Source organism: Pseudomonas sp. Leaf127, assembly GCF_001423155.1.
In the GTDB taxonomy this organism is placed as follows: Bacteria; Pseudomonadota; Gammaproteobacteria; order Pseudomonadales; family Pseudomonadaceae; genus Aquipseudomonas; species Aquipseudomonas ovata.
This window is the reverse complement of record NZ_LMOA01000021.1, coordinates 376,070-392,459: the sequence shown is the minus strand read 5'-3', so window position 1 is coordinate 392,459 and position 16,390 is coordinate 376,070. Positions and strand designations below refer to the sequence as shown.

The 16,390-nt window shown below is 61.6% G+C and carries 12 protein-coding genes; 8 read left to right on the top strand and 4 right to left on the bottom strand.

Going from position 1 to position 16,390, the window contains the following annotated elements; all coding sequences use genetic code 11:
- Window positions 1–342: 342 nt before the first annotated feature.
- The 5 genes from hpaA (at window position 343) to ASF84_RS15055 (ending at window position 7,050) form a co-directional block, all read left to right on the top strand.
- Window positions 343–1,245 carry a 4-hydroxyphenylacetate catabolism regulatory protein HpaA gene (gene hpaA / locus ASF84_RS15075; protein WP_056839639.1) on the top strand — a complete coding sequence of 301 codons (903 nt, stop codon included), beginning with the start codon at window positions 343–345 and terminating at the stop codon, window positions 1,243–1,245.
- Between the two features lie 233 nt (window positions 1,246–1,478).
- A complete protein-coding gene (locus tag ASF84_RS15070) occupies window positions 1,479–3,401 on the top strand; it encodes an FAD-dependent monooxygenase (protein ID WP_056839638.1) in 1,923 nt (640 codons plus the stop codon).
- 482 nt (window positions 3,402–3,883) lie between these two features.
- A complete protein-coding gene (locus ASF84_RS15065) occupies window positions 3,884–4,420 on the top strand; it encodes a sigma factor-like helix-turn-helix DNA-binding protein (RefSeq protein ID WP_056839637.1) in 537 nt (178 codons plus the stop codon).
- An 89-nt stretch (window positions 4,421–4,509) separates the two neighbouring features.
- Complete coding sequence (locus ASF84_RS15060) at window positions 4,510–5,646, top strand: M14 family metallopeptidase (RefSeq protein WP_056839636.1); 1,137 nt, start codon at window positions 4,510–4,512, stop codon at window positions 5,644–5,646.
- A gap of 120 nt (window positions 5,647–5,766) precedes the next feature.
- On the top strand, window positions 5,767–7,050 hold the full coding sequence (locus tag ASF84_RS15055; protein WP_056839635.1) for a leucine-rich repeat-containing protein kinase family protein: 1,284 nt from the start codon (window positions 5,767–5,769) through the stop codon (window positions 7,048–7,050).
- A 28-nt stretch (window positions 7,051–7,078) separates the two neighbouring features.
- On the opposite strand, the gene ASF84_RS15050 is transcribed toward ASF84_RS15055, so the two are convergent.
- A complete protein-coding gene (locus ASF84_RS15050) occupies window positions 7,079–7,783 on the bottom strand; it encodes a YebC/PmpR family DNA-binding transcriptional regulator (RefSeq protein ID WP_056839634.1) in 705 nt (234 codons plus the stop codon).
- 269 nt (window positions 7,784–8,052) lie between these two features.
- Between ASF84_RS15050 and ASF84_RS15045 the strand changes: the two genes are divergently transcribed.
- Window positions 8,053–9,999 carry a type VI secretion system Vgr family protein gene (locus ASF84_RS15045; protein WP_056839633.1) on the top strand — a complete coding sequence of 649 codons (1,947 nt, stop codon included), beginning with the start codon at window positions 8,053–8,055 and terminating at the stop codon, window positions 9,997–9,999.
- A gap of 206 nt (window positions 10,000–10,205) precedes the next feature.
- Here the strand turns inward: ASF84_RS15045 and ASF84_RS15040 are convergent, their stop codons facing one another.
- On the bottom strand, window positions 10,206–10,565 hold the full coding sequence (locus ASF84_RS15040; protein WP_056839632.1) for a hypothetical protein: 360 nt from the start codon (window positions 10,563–10,565) through the stop codon (window positions 10,206–10,208).
- Window positions 10,566–10,786: 221 nt separating this feature from the next.
- Between ASF84_RS15040 and ASF84_RS15035 the strand changes: the two genes are divergently transcribed.
- Together ASF84_RS15035 and ASF84_RS15030 are read left to right on the top strand one after the other, a co-directional pair.
- Window positions 10,787–13,648 carry a sensor domain-containing phosphodiesterase gene (locus ASF84_RS15035; RefSeq protein WP_082481608.1) on the top strand — a complete coding sequence of 954 codons (2,862 nt, stop codon included), beginning with the start codon at window positions 10,787–10,789 and terminating at the stop codon, window positions 13,646–13,648.
- 168 nt (window positions 13,649–13,816) lie between these two features.
- Complete coding sequence (locus ASF84_RS15030; RefSeq protein ID WP_056839630.1) at window positions 13,817–14,362, top strand: hypothetical protein; 546 nt, start codon at window positions 13,817–13,819, stop codon at window positions 14,360–14,362.
- A gap of 129 nt (window positions 14,363–14,491) precedes the next feature.
- Here the strand turns inward: ASF84_RS15030 and ASF84_RS15025 are convergent, their stop codons facing one another.
- Both ASF84_RS15025 and ASF84_RS15020 read right to left on the bottom strand, forming a co-directional pair.
- Entirely contained in the window at window positions 14,492–15,790 is a 1,299-nt protein-coding gene (locus ASF84_RS15025; protein WP_056839629.1) for a glycosyltransferase, read from the bottom strand.
- Window positions 15,787–16,164 carry a response regulator gene (locus ASF84_RS15020; protein WP_056839628.1) on the bottom strand — a complete coding sequence of 126 codons (378 nt, stop codon included), beginning with the start codon at window positions 16,162–16,164 and terminating at the stop codon, window positions 15,787–15,789. Before ASF84_RS15020 ends, ASF84_RS15025 begins: the two co-directional genes overlap by 4 nt.
- Between the last annotated feature and the right edge of the window lie 226 nt (window positions 16,165–16,390).

Genomic DNA, 16,390 nt, shown 5'->3' with positions numbered 1-16,390 from the left:
CTTGCCCTCGCAACCGGTCACTCACAACAAGACTGCATCAGCAGCTGACAGACAGGTTGGATCATTGATAAAAGCGACTCAGCGCTCAAAAAAATACGTTTGCTCTTGATCCTGAATGAGGATCGCCAAAAGCGGTAACGGGCCCGGTCACCAAAAACAACAACAGGCCGCCCCGAAAAATAAAAAGAGCATACAAAGAAACCTTGAAGGGGAGCCCAGGCTCCCCTTCGTGCTTTCCGGGATTTGACAAGACGCTGACTGCCTGACTGGACCGCCACTTCACTGGCACGACGTACTGCGCCCACCCCCTACACCACAAGCCGATACGCAGGAGTACCGGGCATGAGCTCCAGGCAACCCTTGGCCAGCATCCCGGTCCTTGATCTCGGCCAGGTCTACGACCAGCGCTACGCCGACGCTGACTTCCACTACGATGGCCATGGCCGGCTCTGCGAATTCTTCGGTCGCAGCGTGGCGGTGCACCGCCACGACCGGCTTTTCCAGATCCACTACATCCACAACGGCCATGTCCACCTCTATCTGGACGATCACCAGTATCGCCTGGATGGCCCGCTGTGCTTCTTTACCCCACCCGGCGTGCCTCACGCCTTCATCACCGAGCAAGCCTGCGAGGGACAGGTCATTACCGTGCGTCAACAGAGGGTATGGCAGTTGTTTGAGGGCGAGGCTGCCTTGTCGCCTCGGTTGAACCAGCCACTGTGCGTTGACCTGAGCGACCAGCAAGGCGATAACGCGTGCATCGCTGCGTACCTGCCCTCGTTGTTCCAGCAAGTGGCCGATGAGTTCACCCGCCAGCGCGGCGGTCGCGAAGCCAATCTGATGGCCCTGCTGCGGCTGATCCTGGCCAACCTTCTGCGCCTGGCTGAACGGGCGCAGCGCGACAGTCCGGTGCCCGCCCAGGACCTGCTGCAGTTTCATCGCTTCAACCACCTGGTGGAGGCTCACCATGCCGAGCACTGGCCGCTGCAACACTATGCCGCCGAACTGGGCCTGACCACCGCGCGGCTCAACCTGATTTGTCGCCGCCTGGCCGGGATGTCGTCCAAGCAGATGGTCTTCGAGCGCCAATTGCAGGAGGCCAAGCGCCTGCTGTTGCACAGCGGCCAATCGGTAAGCCAGATCTGCTTTACCCTGGGCTTTCGTGACCCTGCCTATTTCTCGCGATTCTTCAGCCGCCATGTCGGCACACCGCCAAGCGACTACCGCGACAGTCGCTCAGCCTAGGGTCTGTTGCCGTTTCAGCACGAGCCGCGTTGCCGGGCCCGATCTCGCCAGGACAGGCGCAGTGCGCAGAAAAGCATCACGCCCTTTGCAAGCCCTCCAGCCACGCCTGGAGAGAGGGGGCGCTTGCTCCTGAGCCTTGCGAAAAGTCCAAGCTTAAAGGCGAAAGCTGCATTCAGCGATCCACTGCCCCGCTCCATCATGGTGCCTCCACCCATGACAGGAGCAGCTTGCGCATGCAGTACCACCTGAACGGCTTCAAGCCCGGCAACTACCAGATTACCGATGAGGCACGTAAGCCTGCATCACCGCCGCCAATGGTCGATCTGCCGAAAGAGGTCGATGTGCTGATCGTCGGGTGTGGTCCGGCCGGCCTGGCGCTGGCACGCCAATTGGCGGACTTTGACGGTATAAAGACCTGTATCGTCGAGCAGAAGTCCGGGCCAATGCTGTTCGGACAGGCCGATGGTATTTCCTGCCGCACCCTGGAAATCATGGAGGCCTTCAATAGCAGCGACCTGCTGGAGAAGGAAGCCTATCAGTTGCACAGCAACGCCTTCTGGGAACCGGATGCGCAGCATCCGCAGCAGATCAAGCGCACGCACAAGGTTGCCGATGCGCGGCTGGGGCTGTCCGAGTTTACCCACTGCGTGGTCAACCAGGCGCGGTTGCACGACATTCTGCTCGACGGCATGGCGCATTCGGTCACGCACCTGGTGCCGCATTACAACCGCCGCTTGCTGGAGCTGGTGGTGGATCAGCGCCTGACTCAGGACCTGCACACGCATCCGGTCACCGCGACCTTCGAGCGCAATGATGCCAGCCAGTCAGGCAGGGTCGAAATTATCAAGGCACGCTATGTGGTAGGTTGTGACGGCGCCCGCAGTGCGGTGCGCAAGAGCCTGGGAATCAAACTGCAAGGTGATTCGGCCAACAAGGCCTGGGGCGTGATGGATGTGCTGCCCGTGACCAATTTTCCGGACATCCGGGTGAAAAGCTTCATCCAGTCCAGGGACAGCGGCGCCGTAATGCTGGTACCGCGTGAAGGCGGCTATCTGGTGCGCCTGTATGTCGAGCTCGATCTGCTGGCCAGGGACCAGCGCGCTTCACAGCTGGCGCTGAACGCAGAGGACCTTGTCGACAAGGCCAGGCGGATCATGCATCCGTATCGGCTGGACGTGAAAGAGGTGGCCTGGTGGTCTGTCTATGAAGTCGGACAGCGCGTCGCCGAACGCTTCGACGACACTCCGGCGGACAACCCGCAGGGCCTGATTCCGCGCGCCTTCGTCGCCGGTGATGCCTGCCATACCCACAGCCCGAAAGGGGGTTGGGGGCTGAACACGTCCCTGCCCGACACCTTCAACCTGGGCTGGAAACTGGCGGCAGTGCTGCAGGGCAAGTCGCATCCGAAGCTGTTGCAGACCTACGCAGCCGAGCGCCGCAAGGTGGCGCTCATGCTGATCAACGCCGACCGGGAAATGTCGGCGCTGGTCGCCACTCGCGCCAGCAAGGACGCCGCAGCGGCCAGGACCAGTACCGCCGACATCGAAAGGTTCATCGCCCGTCAGAACGGCTTCATCGCCGGCACCTCGATTGGCTATGACCCCTCCTGGCTCTGTACAGGGCATGAGCATCAGGCGCTGGCGAGCGGATTCCCCATCGGGCAGCGTTTCCACTCCGCCAGAGCCGTGCGCGTGGCCGATGCCTGCCCGGTGCAATTGGGGCACCTGAACAAGGCGGATGGTCGCTGGCGCATCTTTATCTTTGGCGATGCAGCAAGCCCGCTGGACGCGACCTCCGAGTCGATCAGACTGGTCAGGTTCCTGGCTGAGGCGGCGACCTCTCCGGTGAGGCAATACACCCCGATCGAGGCGGATATTGACTCAGTGATCGATGTCTATGCCGTATTCCAGCAGCAGGCTCTGACCATCGAAGACATGCCGGACTTCCTCTGGCCTGCCAAGGGGCGGTACGGCCTGCGCGATTACGAAAAGGTCTTTCAGAGCAGCGCAGAATACGACCTCTTCGCCCGGCGCGGCATTGATCGGGCACGGGGCTGCATGGTGGTGGTACGTCCGGATCAGCACGTCGCCACCATCCTGCCGCTTGAGGCCCATGCAGAGCTGAGTCAATTCTTTGATGAGTTCATGCTGAAGTAAGCCCGGGACGGGGTCGTCAGCGCGGTACTGATGCCGGCCTCACAAGACAGGCGGACACGGATGGCCTCTTTATTTCAGAGGAGCGCAAAAAAGAGCTTGACGCTCAAATGATAATGATTATTATTGCATCAGCCGGTCGAGAGACTGGCTGGTAACCCCGGAGTCTTAGGTCGACTCCCGGATTATCTCCTCATCAGGCTAATCACGGTTTTTGACCCGGCTTTTTGCCGGGTCTTTTTTTTGGGTGTTTCTCGCTGCTTCAGGCTAATGAAGTCGGTGCGTGTTGCGTATGGGGCGCATCATAGCAAAACAACATCGGGCCGCCCCATAGATTTTGCCTTGCCGGTTGATCAAATTCTGTAATTGTTGACGCTTTTCACTTGAGAATGATTCTTGAACTCATTAGTCTAGGAGCATTGCCGATGCGCCCTACGGCACTCAAGGATACCCTCCCTTTATGGACGACCTGCGAGCGATCCACCATGAGTAGTCAGCTCTCGCCTTTGCTGCCCCTGCCCGCCCAACCTGCCTGCGACGTGAACGCACACACATTCGAGCTGGCCCGACGCCTGCGCAAACTGTCACGCCGCACCCGGCAAATCTTCCTGCTCAGCCGCCTTGAACATCAGTCATACGCACAAATCGCCGGTTTCCTGGGCGTCGATGTCGGCAAGGTCGAGCGCGCCATGCTGCGTGTCATGCGCCATACCCATCGTCCATTGTCCGACACCGACGCCTTGCTGGCGGCGCACGATCAGGCCGATGCCTGGTATATCCACCTGCAAAGCCCGGCGGCCACCGCCAGCCAGCGCATCGAGTTTCGCCACTGGCTGGATGCCCATCCCGGTCATCTGGCCGCCTTCCAGGCCAGTGAGCGTCTGTGGCGCCAGCTACAGGCGCCGGCCGCCCTGCTGGGCGCCTCGGGCTGGCATCAACGCAAGCGTCGGGCCTACCTGGGCTGGTACCTGGCCACCGGCTTCGTCTGCAGCCTGATGATGACCGCCGAGGCTTTCAGCTGACCATAGATGGCCGATTCATGACAGAACACGACGGGCAAGCCCTGTAAAGTAAGTGTCATACCCGATACTTGCGCACACAGGGAGACACCGTGAGTCTGAACATCAGCGCCGACTTCGACAGCGGCAATATTCAAGTCATCGACGCCAGCGACCCTGCCTGCATCGAACTGGCCATCCGCCCCGACACCCGCAGCGCGCATTTCCAGTGGTTCCACTTCAAGGCCAGCGGACTGGTCCCGGGCGATCACTACACCTTCAGGCTGGGCAATGTCGGCAACTCCAGCTACAAGCACGCCTGGAGTGGCTATAACGCCGTGGCTTCGGTCGACCACACCCACTGGTTTCGCGTTGCGTCCGACTTCGACGGCCAGGCACTGACCTTTACCTTCAAGGCCGAACAGCCCCAGGCCTGGTTTGCCTACTTCGAACCCTACAGCCGCGAGCGCCATGATGCGCTGGTCGCCCAGGCCGTGGACGCCGCCGGTTGCGAGCTGCTGGCCAGCGGAGCGAGCGTCGAAGGCCGGGCCATCCCGCTGCTGCGCAAGGGCGATGGGGCACCCGGCAAGCGCAAGCTCTGGATCATCGCCCAGCAACATCCGGGCGAGCACATGGCCGAATGGTTCATGGAAGGGGTGATCGAGCATTTGCAGCAGACCGGGGACGAAGCGCTGCAGCACTTGCTGGCGGCGGCCGACCTGTACCTGGTGCCGAACATGAACCCTGATGGCGCCTGGCATGGTCACCTGCGCACCAATGCCCAAGGCAAGGACCTCAACCGCGCCTGGCAGGACAGCAACGCGCAGGACACCCCGGAAGTGTTCTTTATCCAGCAGCAGATGGAGCACTACGGCGTCGATCTGTTTCTCGATGTGCACGGCGACGAGGAAATTCCCTACGTCTTCGCCGCCGCCTGTGAGGGCAACCCTGGCTACACGGCCCAACAGGCCGAACTCGAGGCCCTGTTTCGCAGCACCCTGGAAGGCATCACACCACACTTCCAGAGTGTCCATGGCTACCCGCGCAGCGCACCCGGCCAGGCCAACATGGCCCTGGCCTGCAACAGCGTGGGCGAGCGTTACAAATGCCTGGCGCTGACCCTGGAAATGCCGTTCAAGGATCATGACAGCGCACCAGACCCGGTCACCGGCTGGTCGGGCCAACGCTCCAAGGCACTGGGGCGCGACGTACTGACGACCTTGTCGCGCCTGGTGCATGTCGTGCGTTGAGCCTGCAACACTGCACGCGCTGCCGTGGCCGGAAAAAGGACTGTCCGGCCTTCCCGAGGACGGCGCAAAGCGTCAATGGGCTATCATGCACGTCCGTCCGATCAATGGCCCTCTGTTCACATGCACACCCTTGCAGATCTGCGCGCCGGCACGCTGGCCGGCATCCAACGTCTGGATCTGGGCTGCGGCCTGGAAACCTTTCCGACCGAAATCTTCGACCTGGCTGACTCGCTCAAGGTACTCAACCTGAGCGGCAACGCGCTGAGCCAGTTGCCTGACGACCTCCATCGCCTGCACCACCTGGAAGTGCTGTTCGTCTCCGACAACCGCTTCACTGAACTGCCCGCCTGCCTGGGCCGCTGCCAGCAGCTGCGCATGGTCGGCTTCAAGGCCAACCGCATCACTCATGTACCGGCCCAGGCGCTGCCGCCGCAGTTGCGCTGGCTGATCCTCACTGATAACCGGATCGAAACACTGCCCGACGCCCTGGGTGAATGCCTGCAGCTGCAAAAGCTGATGCTGGCCGGCAATCGCTTGACCCGTTTGCCCGACACCCTGGCCAACTGTCACCAGCTGGAACTGTTGCGCATCGCATCCAACCGATTGCCTGAGCTGCCCGACTGGCTGCTGGACCTGCCGGCACTGGCCTGGCTGGCACACTCGGGCAACCCGTTCAGCCACAACCCTGACACGCTGCCGATTGCACACATCGACTGGACTCGACTCGACGTGCGCCAACGCCTGGGTGAAGGCGCCTCAGGAGTGATTCAACAAGGGGTCTGGCACGATGGCGAGGTCGAGCGGCCGGTGGCGATCAAACTCTACAAAGGCGAGCTGACCAGCGATGGCTCGCCTCTGGATGAAATGCAGGCCTGCATCAAGGCCGGCCTGCACCGGCATCTGATCACGGTGCTGGGCGAGGTTGATCAACATCCTGAAGCACGGCGCGGGCTGGTGATGGACCTGATTGATCCTGCATTTGCCAACCTGGCCGGACCACCGAGCCTGGACTCCTGCACCCGTGACATCTATCGCGCCGATACGCATCTGACCCTTGCGGCCCTGCGGGCGCTGGCAGCCGGCATCGCGTCGGTCACCGCCCATCTGCATGCACAGGGCATGACCCATGGTGATCTGTATGGTCATAACATTCTGTGGCAGGCCAACGGCGAGTGCCTGTTGGGCGATTTTGGCGCAGCGTCCTTTCACCCCTCAAGCCAGGCGGCCGGGGCACTGGAACGGATCGAGACCCGGGCCTTCGGCATCCTGTTGAGCGAATTGCTGGACCGCTGCCCCGACAGCGCGACGCAGCCTGAACTGTACACGCTGGCCGGGCAATGCCTGCAGCCTGACGTGAAGGCCCGACCTGCCATGCAGGAGGTCTATCGCCAGCTGGCCGGGTGATCACCCGGCACTTGCACACTTATGAATGTCAGCCCGCCAGGCCCACATACATATTCTGTACGTCGTCATGCTCGTCGATGGCTTCGAGGAAGGCTTCGACTTCAGCCAGTTGCTCTTCGCTGAGGCCTTCGACAGGGTTCTTCGGGCGGTAGCCCAGTTGCACGGACTGCACGGTGAAGCCCTGCTCGGGCAGCGCCTTGCACACGGCGTCGACGTCGGTCGGCTCGGTAAGGAACAACACGGCACCGTCTTCACCGGGCTCGCAGTCCTGGGCACCGGCTTCGATGGCGGCCTCTTCGGCGTCCAGGTCAGGCTTGTCGGCTACGGCCTCGATCATGCCCTGATACAGAAAGTCCCAGGACACCGAACCCGAAGCGCCCAATTGCCCCTTGCGAAACAGCACGCGGATTTGCGCCACGGTGCGGTTGACGTTGTCGGTCAGGCACTCGACGATCACCGGCACCTGATGCGGGGCGAACCCTTCGTAGGTCACACGCTCGAAACTGATGGTCTCGCCCAGGAGGCCTGCGCCTTTCTTGATCGCCCGTTCCAGGGTGTCGCGCGGCATCGAGGCTTTCTTGGCCTGCTCTACCACCAGGCGCAGGCGCGAGTTCATTTCAGGATCGGCACCGGCGCGGGCAGCGACCATGATCTCCTTGGACAGCTTGCCAAAGATCTTGCCCTTGGCATTGGCGGCCGCTTCTCTATGTTTGACTTTCCACTGTGCGCCCATGTCTGCTCTCTTGATTCGCTGGCGCCTTGCCGTGTACAGGCAAGGCGTTGAAAAGGAAGGGTCCGGAACGCTCCGGACACAGGGCATGCATTCTATACGCCCGCAGCGCAGTTGAAACCCCTGTCCAGTCAGGCGCTTGCATGTCGGACAATTACATTGTGAGCGCGCAAAGCTGTAGTCCTTTTCTGAAAAACCGGGCAGACCTGCTTTTGCGTCGTGGCATTCCGTACCCTTCGCAGCCATGAACCTCATGGAGAGAGAGTCCGCGAATGCCCAACGATCAACCCGGGTCGATAACCCTGGCAATTGCCGACTGCCCATCAGCCCTGCAGGTGGTCGGCTTTACAGGTCGCGAAGCCCTCAATGAAACCTGGCGCTTCGACATCGACCTGATCAGCCGCGACCCGCACCTTGATGTCGGCGCCCTGCTGCAACGCCGCGCCTGCCTCAAACCCTGTCCCGGGCACCCCGGCGTGCAGGGTGAAATCGGCAGTGCCAGCCAGGTGTATGCCGGCACCTGCCTGAGCCATTACCGGCTCAGCCTGTGGCCACGTCTGCAACGCCTGGCACAGCCGCGTCGACAGCACGCCTTCCGGAACCTGAGTGTTCCGCAACTGATCGAGCACCTGTTGCGCGAGCGCGGCCTGGGTGATGCCGATTACCGTTTCGAGCCCTTGTATGGCGTTTACCCGCCTCGCCCGCTGTGCATGCAGCACCAGGAAAGTGATCTGCACTTGCTGCAACGCTTGTGTGAGGAAGAAGGCATTCACTTTCGCTTCGACGGCCAGCAACTGGTATTTGCCGATGATTGCGCCAGTTTCCCCGAGCGCAGTGGCGCACTGTATTTCATGGACAGCGGCCAGGACCTGGCGGTGGAGCAGATCAGCCACCTTGCCGAATCACTGAGGCTGCAACCGGCGCAGCCATACCTGCCGGCCCCGCCTTCGTCGACGTGGCTGCCGGCCAGTACGGATGCCGAAGCACCGTCTGCCAGGCAAGCCGATAACCAGCCTTACCCGAAGACTTCAGGCCTGCCGGCACAGGATCCCCTCAGTGCCTGGCAACGTCAGCGCAGCGCTCGTCAACTCCAGTGCCTGCGCACCGAGCGTCGACAGATCAGCGGTTGCAGCCAGTTGCCAACGCTGGTGTGTGGCCAGGTCATACAGGTGCTCGGGCATCCAGAATTGCGCCTCAATGACCACTGGTTGCTGACCTGGATTCGTCATGCAGGCAAACAGCCCGAGGTATTTGAAGGCCACGACCCGCATGACGTCGCCGCCATCAGCCGGCTGCTGTCCAGCGCGCCGCTGCCGGATGCGCCAGTGCATGACCGGTTCGACAGCGGCTATCGCAACCGTTTCGGCGTGACCTTGTGGACCGAACCGTTCAGACCGGCGCTGCGCCATCCCAAGCCGACCGTGCACGGGTTGCAAGCGGCCACCTTGCTGGGCAGCGAGGTCGATCCGCAGGGTTGCCTGCCGATTCGCATGGATTGGCAAGCGGAACCCGTTGAACCGGGGCTCGCGATCAGGGCTTTGCTGGTCAATCCCGACCTGCCGGCTTATGCCTTGCGCAGTGGGTGCCGGGTGCAGATCGGCTATCTGGATAATGATCCCGACCGGCCGTTGATCTGCGCCGTGCTGCCACCGGCACCCGAGGAGCCTGCCACCCGCTGGTGGGTCGATGACCAGGTGCTGGAGCCACTACCGCAGGCCCTGACGCTGCAGGACGGGCAGACCGTGCGGGTGCAGAGCAATGATCCCGTCACCCTGCTGGGTCTGGGAACGGTGCAGGTCGGGCGGCAGGGCATTGCTGTCACGAGCCGCGACAGCCTGCAGCTTGGCCATCCGGTTCTGCCTGCGGCAGGCACCGTGCCTGAGCCTTTGCCTGACTTGCACCTGCCCCCCGAAGGCAAGCCGCCCGCCCACTGCCTGTGGTACATCGTGCGCATGGCCAGGCCCGGGCTTGAGCATCTGTCGCGGCTCGACCCGGAGCATTTTCTGTTCGAAGGCCGCACAGACGAAAAAGGTTATCTGGGCCTGACCCCCGAGCAGCGGCATCAACTGGCCATTGAATACGCCAGAACCCCTGACCACCTGTGCCTGATTCATCCAGGCCGCTGCATCACGCTCAATGATTTTTTTCGCCAGCACAGCAATGAACAGCAGCACCGCGCCTGGCTTGCCACCGGCGAGGCCTTTAGCGGTGCCCCTTAGGCTCTGTACGTAAAGTGGCTGCGCTCGGCCATGCTGCGTTAAAAATCGACTCGCAATGCTCATTGACACGTGTCAACTGCGCTTGCTCGCCGCTTTTTGCCTTGNGTTAAAAATCGACTCGCAATGCTCATTGACACGTGTCAACTGCGCTTGCTCGCCGCTTTTTGCCTTGCCTGACCTTCGCTCACCGACTTTTCGTACAGGGCCTAAGGCATACCGACATGGCGGGCCATGCGCCGGAAGGTCTTGTCATCGGTGGCGGCCAGCAAGGTGCGGCCTTCCTTGAGGTTGACCATGAACGTGACTTCCTTTTCTTCCCGGGCGAGCATCACACCGGCCGCTGCACCGACCGGGCCGAGCATCAGTGCCCCGGCCAGTCCCAGACCGATGGCACCGTCGATTTTCTTGTTGCTGCCCTGGCTGGCGATTTCCATGGACTTGATATCGCTGTGCTTGAAACTGATACCGGGCCATGGAAACAGTGGGGTTACGAGCGTGAGGGTGCCAGCGCGATACTCCCCGTCACCTTGAAGAAAATCCCCTGCTAAAACATTGATCTTAGCCATGTTCATTTCTCCTTGTTCTTGAGCAGGCGCATATTGCGCGCCTCCAGGACTGGGGAGTCAAACGCCGGGAGACGAGGTGCGCTGACGTTCGTCAGGTCAATACGGGCCTGCCCGGTCTTGTGCAGGGCGTGCAGTCGCATAGAATGACTGCGCTTGCCCCGCAGCGTGGGGTACGGGTCCCTCGGCAGTGGGCGCAGAAGGTTAGCGGGTGTGATGCTTGAATGAATATTCCTCCTTTGGTCGTTGAAATGCGCCACCCCTTCCAGTTGCCTGATCTGAGCCTGGCCGGCGATCTGCCCTCGGTCCTCGCAGCGATCGGCGGCCTGCTGCAAGCGATACGCAGTCATTACCCAAATGCCTGCTGGGCTGTCTATGGTGTCGGTGAGCACAAGCGTCTGCTTGGCCAGGATGCTGCAGGGTCCGACTGGCCAGAATCGATTGCCAGCGCAGACTTTGACGCATTCTGCCAGGCGCGCGGCCTGCATCGCTGGGTCGCCGGAATGGGTGAGGATGTACTGGGCTGGGTGTTGGCACCGCACGCCCAGGCCCATGCACCGTGGCTGGCAGACATGGCCCTGCGCCTGGGCTCGCTGCTGCAGACGGCTGCCCTGATCCGTACCCAGAGCACTCAGCGGGTGCTCTACCAGATCAGCCATCTGGCCAGCTCCACGCGTGATCGCAGCACCTTTATCAAGGGGGTCCATCGGCAGTTGTCGACTCTGATCAATGCCGAGAATTTTGCCCTGGCCTTGTACGACCGGGTGCACAACACGATCACCTATCCCTATTATGTCGACAGCATCGATGGCGAGGCGCCCACGCCTGATGCCTTTGAATTTCTCGACCGCACCCGCATGTCCCTGACCGGCTATGTGCTGACCCATGGCCGCTCATTGTTTGTCGATGCGCCAGGCATCGAACAGGCCGAGCGCGAAGGGCGCTTCCAGTGTGTCGGGCATCGTCCGCAATTCTGGATGGGCGCCCCGCTGAAGAACGCCGCCGACGAAGTGTTCGGCATGCTGGCCATGCAGGTCTACGATGTCAGTCGAATCTACAGCCTCGAAGACCGTGCGCTGTTCCAGGTGGTGTCCCGGCATGTTGCCATGGCCCTGGACCGGTTGCTGCACCGCGCCGACCTTGAGCAGACCGTATTGTTGCGCACCCAGCAACTGTCGGCGGCCAACGATGCCTTGCGTCAGGAAATCGCCGAGCGCGAGCGTGCCGAGCACTTGCAAAGTGCCTTGTTCCAGATCACTGAATTGTCCAGCCAGCCCGGTGACATGGCCGAACTGTTCCCGCGCTTGCACCGGATTGTGGCCGAGCTGCTGGTGGCGCTGAATTTCTACATTGCGCTGTACGACAACACCACCGGGGAGGTGGCGTTTCCGTACTTCGTCGATGAGAAAACCGCACGGCCCCGTTCGCGGCGTGGCCAGCGGGGCTTTACCGAATACGTGATCCGTCAGCGACGTCCGTGCCTGATCAACCGTGAAGAGGCTTTGCGGCTGGAGGCACTGGGTGAAATCGAGGTGCAGAAAGAGTCGCAACGCTCCTGGTCATGGCTGGGCATTCCGTTGTTCGAGGGCGATCAGGTGCGTGGCATCCTGGTGGTGCAAAGCTACTCGCCCGATGTCAGCTATACCCTGCGCGACCAGGAATTGCTGACCTTCGTCTCGCGACATATCGACACGGCCTTGTCGCGGCGCAGCGCAGCCGAAGCCATTCATGCGGCCAATCTGCAACTGGAAGCGCGGGTCCAGGACCGCACCCGGGCGCTGGACCACGCCAACGCCAAGCTGCAATACGAAAACGCGCACGATGCCCTGACCGGTCTTGCCAACCGCAGTCACCTGCAGCAGCGCCTGCAAGGGTGCTGGCATGAGTTCTGCGAACAGGGGCGGCCACTGGTGGTGATGTTCATCGACCTGGACCGCTTCAAGCTGGTCAATGACAGCCTTGGCCATCATTGTGGCGATAACCTGCTGATCCAGGCCGCCGAGCGTTTACGCAGTTGCATGCGTGGCAGCGACCTGCTGGCGCGCCTGGGGGGAGACGAGTTTGCCGTGCTGGCGGTGGGCGCCTCGCTGGAGATTGGCAGCGGGATTGCCGAGCGTATCCTGGCCAGTTTCGACCTGCCGTTCTTCATTGATGGCCATGCGGTGTTTTCTTCATGCAGCATCGGTGTGGTCGGTGCCGACAGCCAGTTCCATCGCGAGCCTGCCGATCTGCTGCGTGATGCCGACATCGCCATGTACCGGGTCAAGAACGCCGGGCGCGACAGCTTTGCGCTGTTCAATCAGGCCTTGCGCCGCGAAGTGTCCGACCAGGTCGAGCAGGAAGGTGCGCTGCGCAATGCGCTCAAGCGCACTGACGAGCTGATTCCGTATTTCCAGCCCATTGTCTGCCTCAACAGCGGCAAGCTGCTGGCGCTGGAAGCCTTGATTCGCTGGCACCAGCCCGATGGCCGGATCATCGCGCCGGGGCACTTCCTGCCGGCGCTTGAGGGTTTGCGCCTGATCGGGCGTCTTGACGTCTACATGTTGCAGCAAGTCATTGCCATCCTGGCACTGCCGGCCAACGCCCACTGGCCGACGGTGCACGTCAACTGCTCCAGCTACAGCATTACCCGGCCGGAATTTGCCGCCGACGTGCTGGCCATGCTGGCCGGGCAGGGCGTGGCACCCTCGCGCATCTGCCTGGAACTGACCGAAGGTGCGCTGGTGTCCGAGCCCGAGCAGGCGCGCCAGACGATGAAGCACCTGGCCGATAACGGCGTATCGGTGGTGCTCGATGACTTCGGCGCGGGATTTTCGTCCCTCAGCTACGTGCACCAGTACCACTTCAGCGGGCTCAAGATCGACAAGTCGTTCATCTTCGAGCTCAGCACCAGTGCCCGTAGCCGGGCCATCGTGCGCGCCATTGTGCGCATGGCCGAGTCGCTGGACCTGACCGTGGTGGCCGAGGGGGTCGAAGACCAGGCCACCCTGGAGTTGTTGCGTGACATTGGCGCCGGGCAGGCGCAAGGGTACTTTTTCTCCGTGCCCATGCCACAGGATGACCTGCAGTTGCACACCACCCTCTGATCGGCAAGCCCTTGCCGCCTCTGGCAACCGCTGTCCGGGCCTGGTCATTGGCCATCATCTGCCAGGGCCTGCCCATGCACAGGATGATGCTCTTGAGGGCGATGGCATCCATCTTGCTGCGCTACAGGCCGGGGCTGGATCGCCCCGCTACAGCAGGAGATTACTCACATGCTAGTCAGCAACAGCACGATCGAAAACCTGGCCTCCAGGTTTGCTGTCGGGCGCGGGGCGCTTGACGAACTTTCACAGGCGTCGTTCAGTCTGGTTGCACCACCCCCTGTCCAGGCGGCGGCCGCAACGCTCAGCTCAAGTGCCGACCACAGTGCCTCGCACAAGGGCGCCGGTGGCAGTACCGCCTATGACGAGTCTTTTGCCCGGATGATGCTCGGGCTCAAGACCCAGACCGAAACAACAGTGTCGGACGCTGTCGCCGAGCGCGACAACACGGCCAGTGGCGATACGGCACTGGCCGCCAATGACACGACCTACACGTCGGCCCAGCAGCAGTTTCTCGACTACATGAAGCTGCCGGCCGAAGACCGGCTGCGCGAGCAGTTGACTGGCGTCAGCAAGGAAGAATACGAGGCCATGAGTCCCGAAGAAAAGCGCGGCGTGGACGAAAAATTCAAGGACGCGCTCAAGCAACAGCAGGAAGTCGCCCAGCAGGACATCAATGTGCGCATCAAGGCGCTCAAGGCCGGCTTGATCGGTTAATGGCTGGCCTCCACGCGGACACTTGCGGGAATTGGGTCGAGCCCTCAACAAGCGCTCGCCCCAAAACCCGTAGGAGCGACCAGCGGTCGCGAACGCAGGCCTCCAGGCGTCAGATTCGTCCGGGTGGATCTAGGAAGCGCGATTCTTCGCTTCGATCCATTGGGCCATGTACTGCGTGCTCTTGTGCTGATGATGGCGCAGCATGGCCCCGGTAAAGTTGCGCAGGCGATGCCGGGGGAGGTCGAGGCGCAGGGCTTCGATGCGTTCAATCAGCTGCCTTGCGTGATCGCGGTAGCGATAACGCGACTGCAACAGGGCATGACCTGCATGCCGGGCCTGCTCCCATAACGCCTGATCCTGATACAGCCGCACGGCAGCCGCAGCGATGGCTTCGGCACTGCCTTCAACCAGGCCCGGCCAGGGCCAGGTGCCCTGCATGGCTTCCGCGCCGATTGGCGTGGTGACCGAGGGTGTGCCGCACAGCATGGCGTCGATCAGCTTGCCCTTGATCCCCGCACCAAAGCGCAGCGGTGCCAGGCAGACCCGCGCCTGACTCATGACGGCCAGGGCGTCTTCGGCCCAGTCCATCACATGAAAACCTTGCGCGGCATTGTGCAAGGCGGTGGCCTTGGGCGGGGTGTAGGCGCCATACACGTGCAATTGCGCCCCCGGCAGTTGCTGGCGGATCAACGGCCAGATGGCCTGTTTCATCCACAGCACCGCGTCCCAGTTGGGCGCATGGCGAAAATTGCCGATGCTCAGAAAGTGCGCGCGGTCTTCGAAGATCGGCGTGTCGATCACCGGGTCTTCGACCATCAGCGGGCACCAGTGCAACAGCGCCTCTGGCAGGCCGAACTGCTCGGTCAGCAACTGCATTTCCACATCGGATGTCATCAGATTCAGGTCGCAGCGGTACAGCGCCGCGATTTCGCGCTGCGCCAGATCAGTCCCGGCCATCTGCTCAAACAACGCCTCGAATGGCTGGTTGAAAAGACCTGGGCATTCATCGGCCTGCCGCGGATCCTTTAGCAAGTCCTTGAGGTGCTGATGGCGTGCGTGGCGCAAGCTCTGCAGGTCCGATGTTTCCAGGATGCGCAAGGCGCCGGGGCAGTGTTTCTCGACGCGCCAGCCGAACTGCTCCTCAATCATGAACTGATCGAACACTACGACATCGGGCGCCAGTTGGCAGACAAACTCATCAAAGCTGCTGCTATTGAGCTCGATGGTCTGCTCATCAATGCCAAGGCTGGCCAGGTCGGCCTTGTGGGCGCCTTCGCTGGCAGGGCTGGCGAAGGTGATCTGCCAGCCCTGATCAAGAAAGCTCTGGATCAGTTGCATCACATGCCCACTGGCGGCCGAAGAGCGAGGCTCCGGCCAGACATAGCCAATCAACAGCAGGCGTACAGGGCGGGAGGAGGCAGCAATCACGTGGGGTAAGTCATGGCCTGGCCAAGAATGGCGACCACCTTGTCACGCAATTGATCGATGGAAAACGGCTTGCCGATCAGGTGCATACCGGCCGGTACGTCGATGTTTTCTGAATAACCGCTGGCGAACAGCACCGGCAGTTGTGCCCGCAGCCTGCGAGCGGCCACCGCCAGGTCCGTGCCTTTCATGTCAGGCAGGCCCTGATCGGTCATCAGCAGGTCGATAGGGGTGTCGCTTTCGAGCGTGGTCAGTGCTTCTTCGGCGTTGGCGGCTTCAAGCACCTTGTACTCCAGCTCTTCAAGGACATCGACGATCAGCATGCGCACGATGTCGTCGTCTTCGACCACTAGAATCGTGCTGGTTGGATCGGACATGGTTAACTCCCCTGGAAATGGTCATGAAGGCGGCGTTATCGTGCTGCCTTCTGAATCTGTAAGTAAAACACCTCAAGAAGTTCCATAAGTAGCCTGCGCCATGCATGCCTGCTCTAAAACAGTCGGCTTTCTGTGATGTGGGCGAGCTTATCGCCGATTTATGTCTGGAATTTCAATCCCGTACGGCCGAAAGGCGAGTCTTTTTGTTAAGTTTGCGGCAAACTCC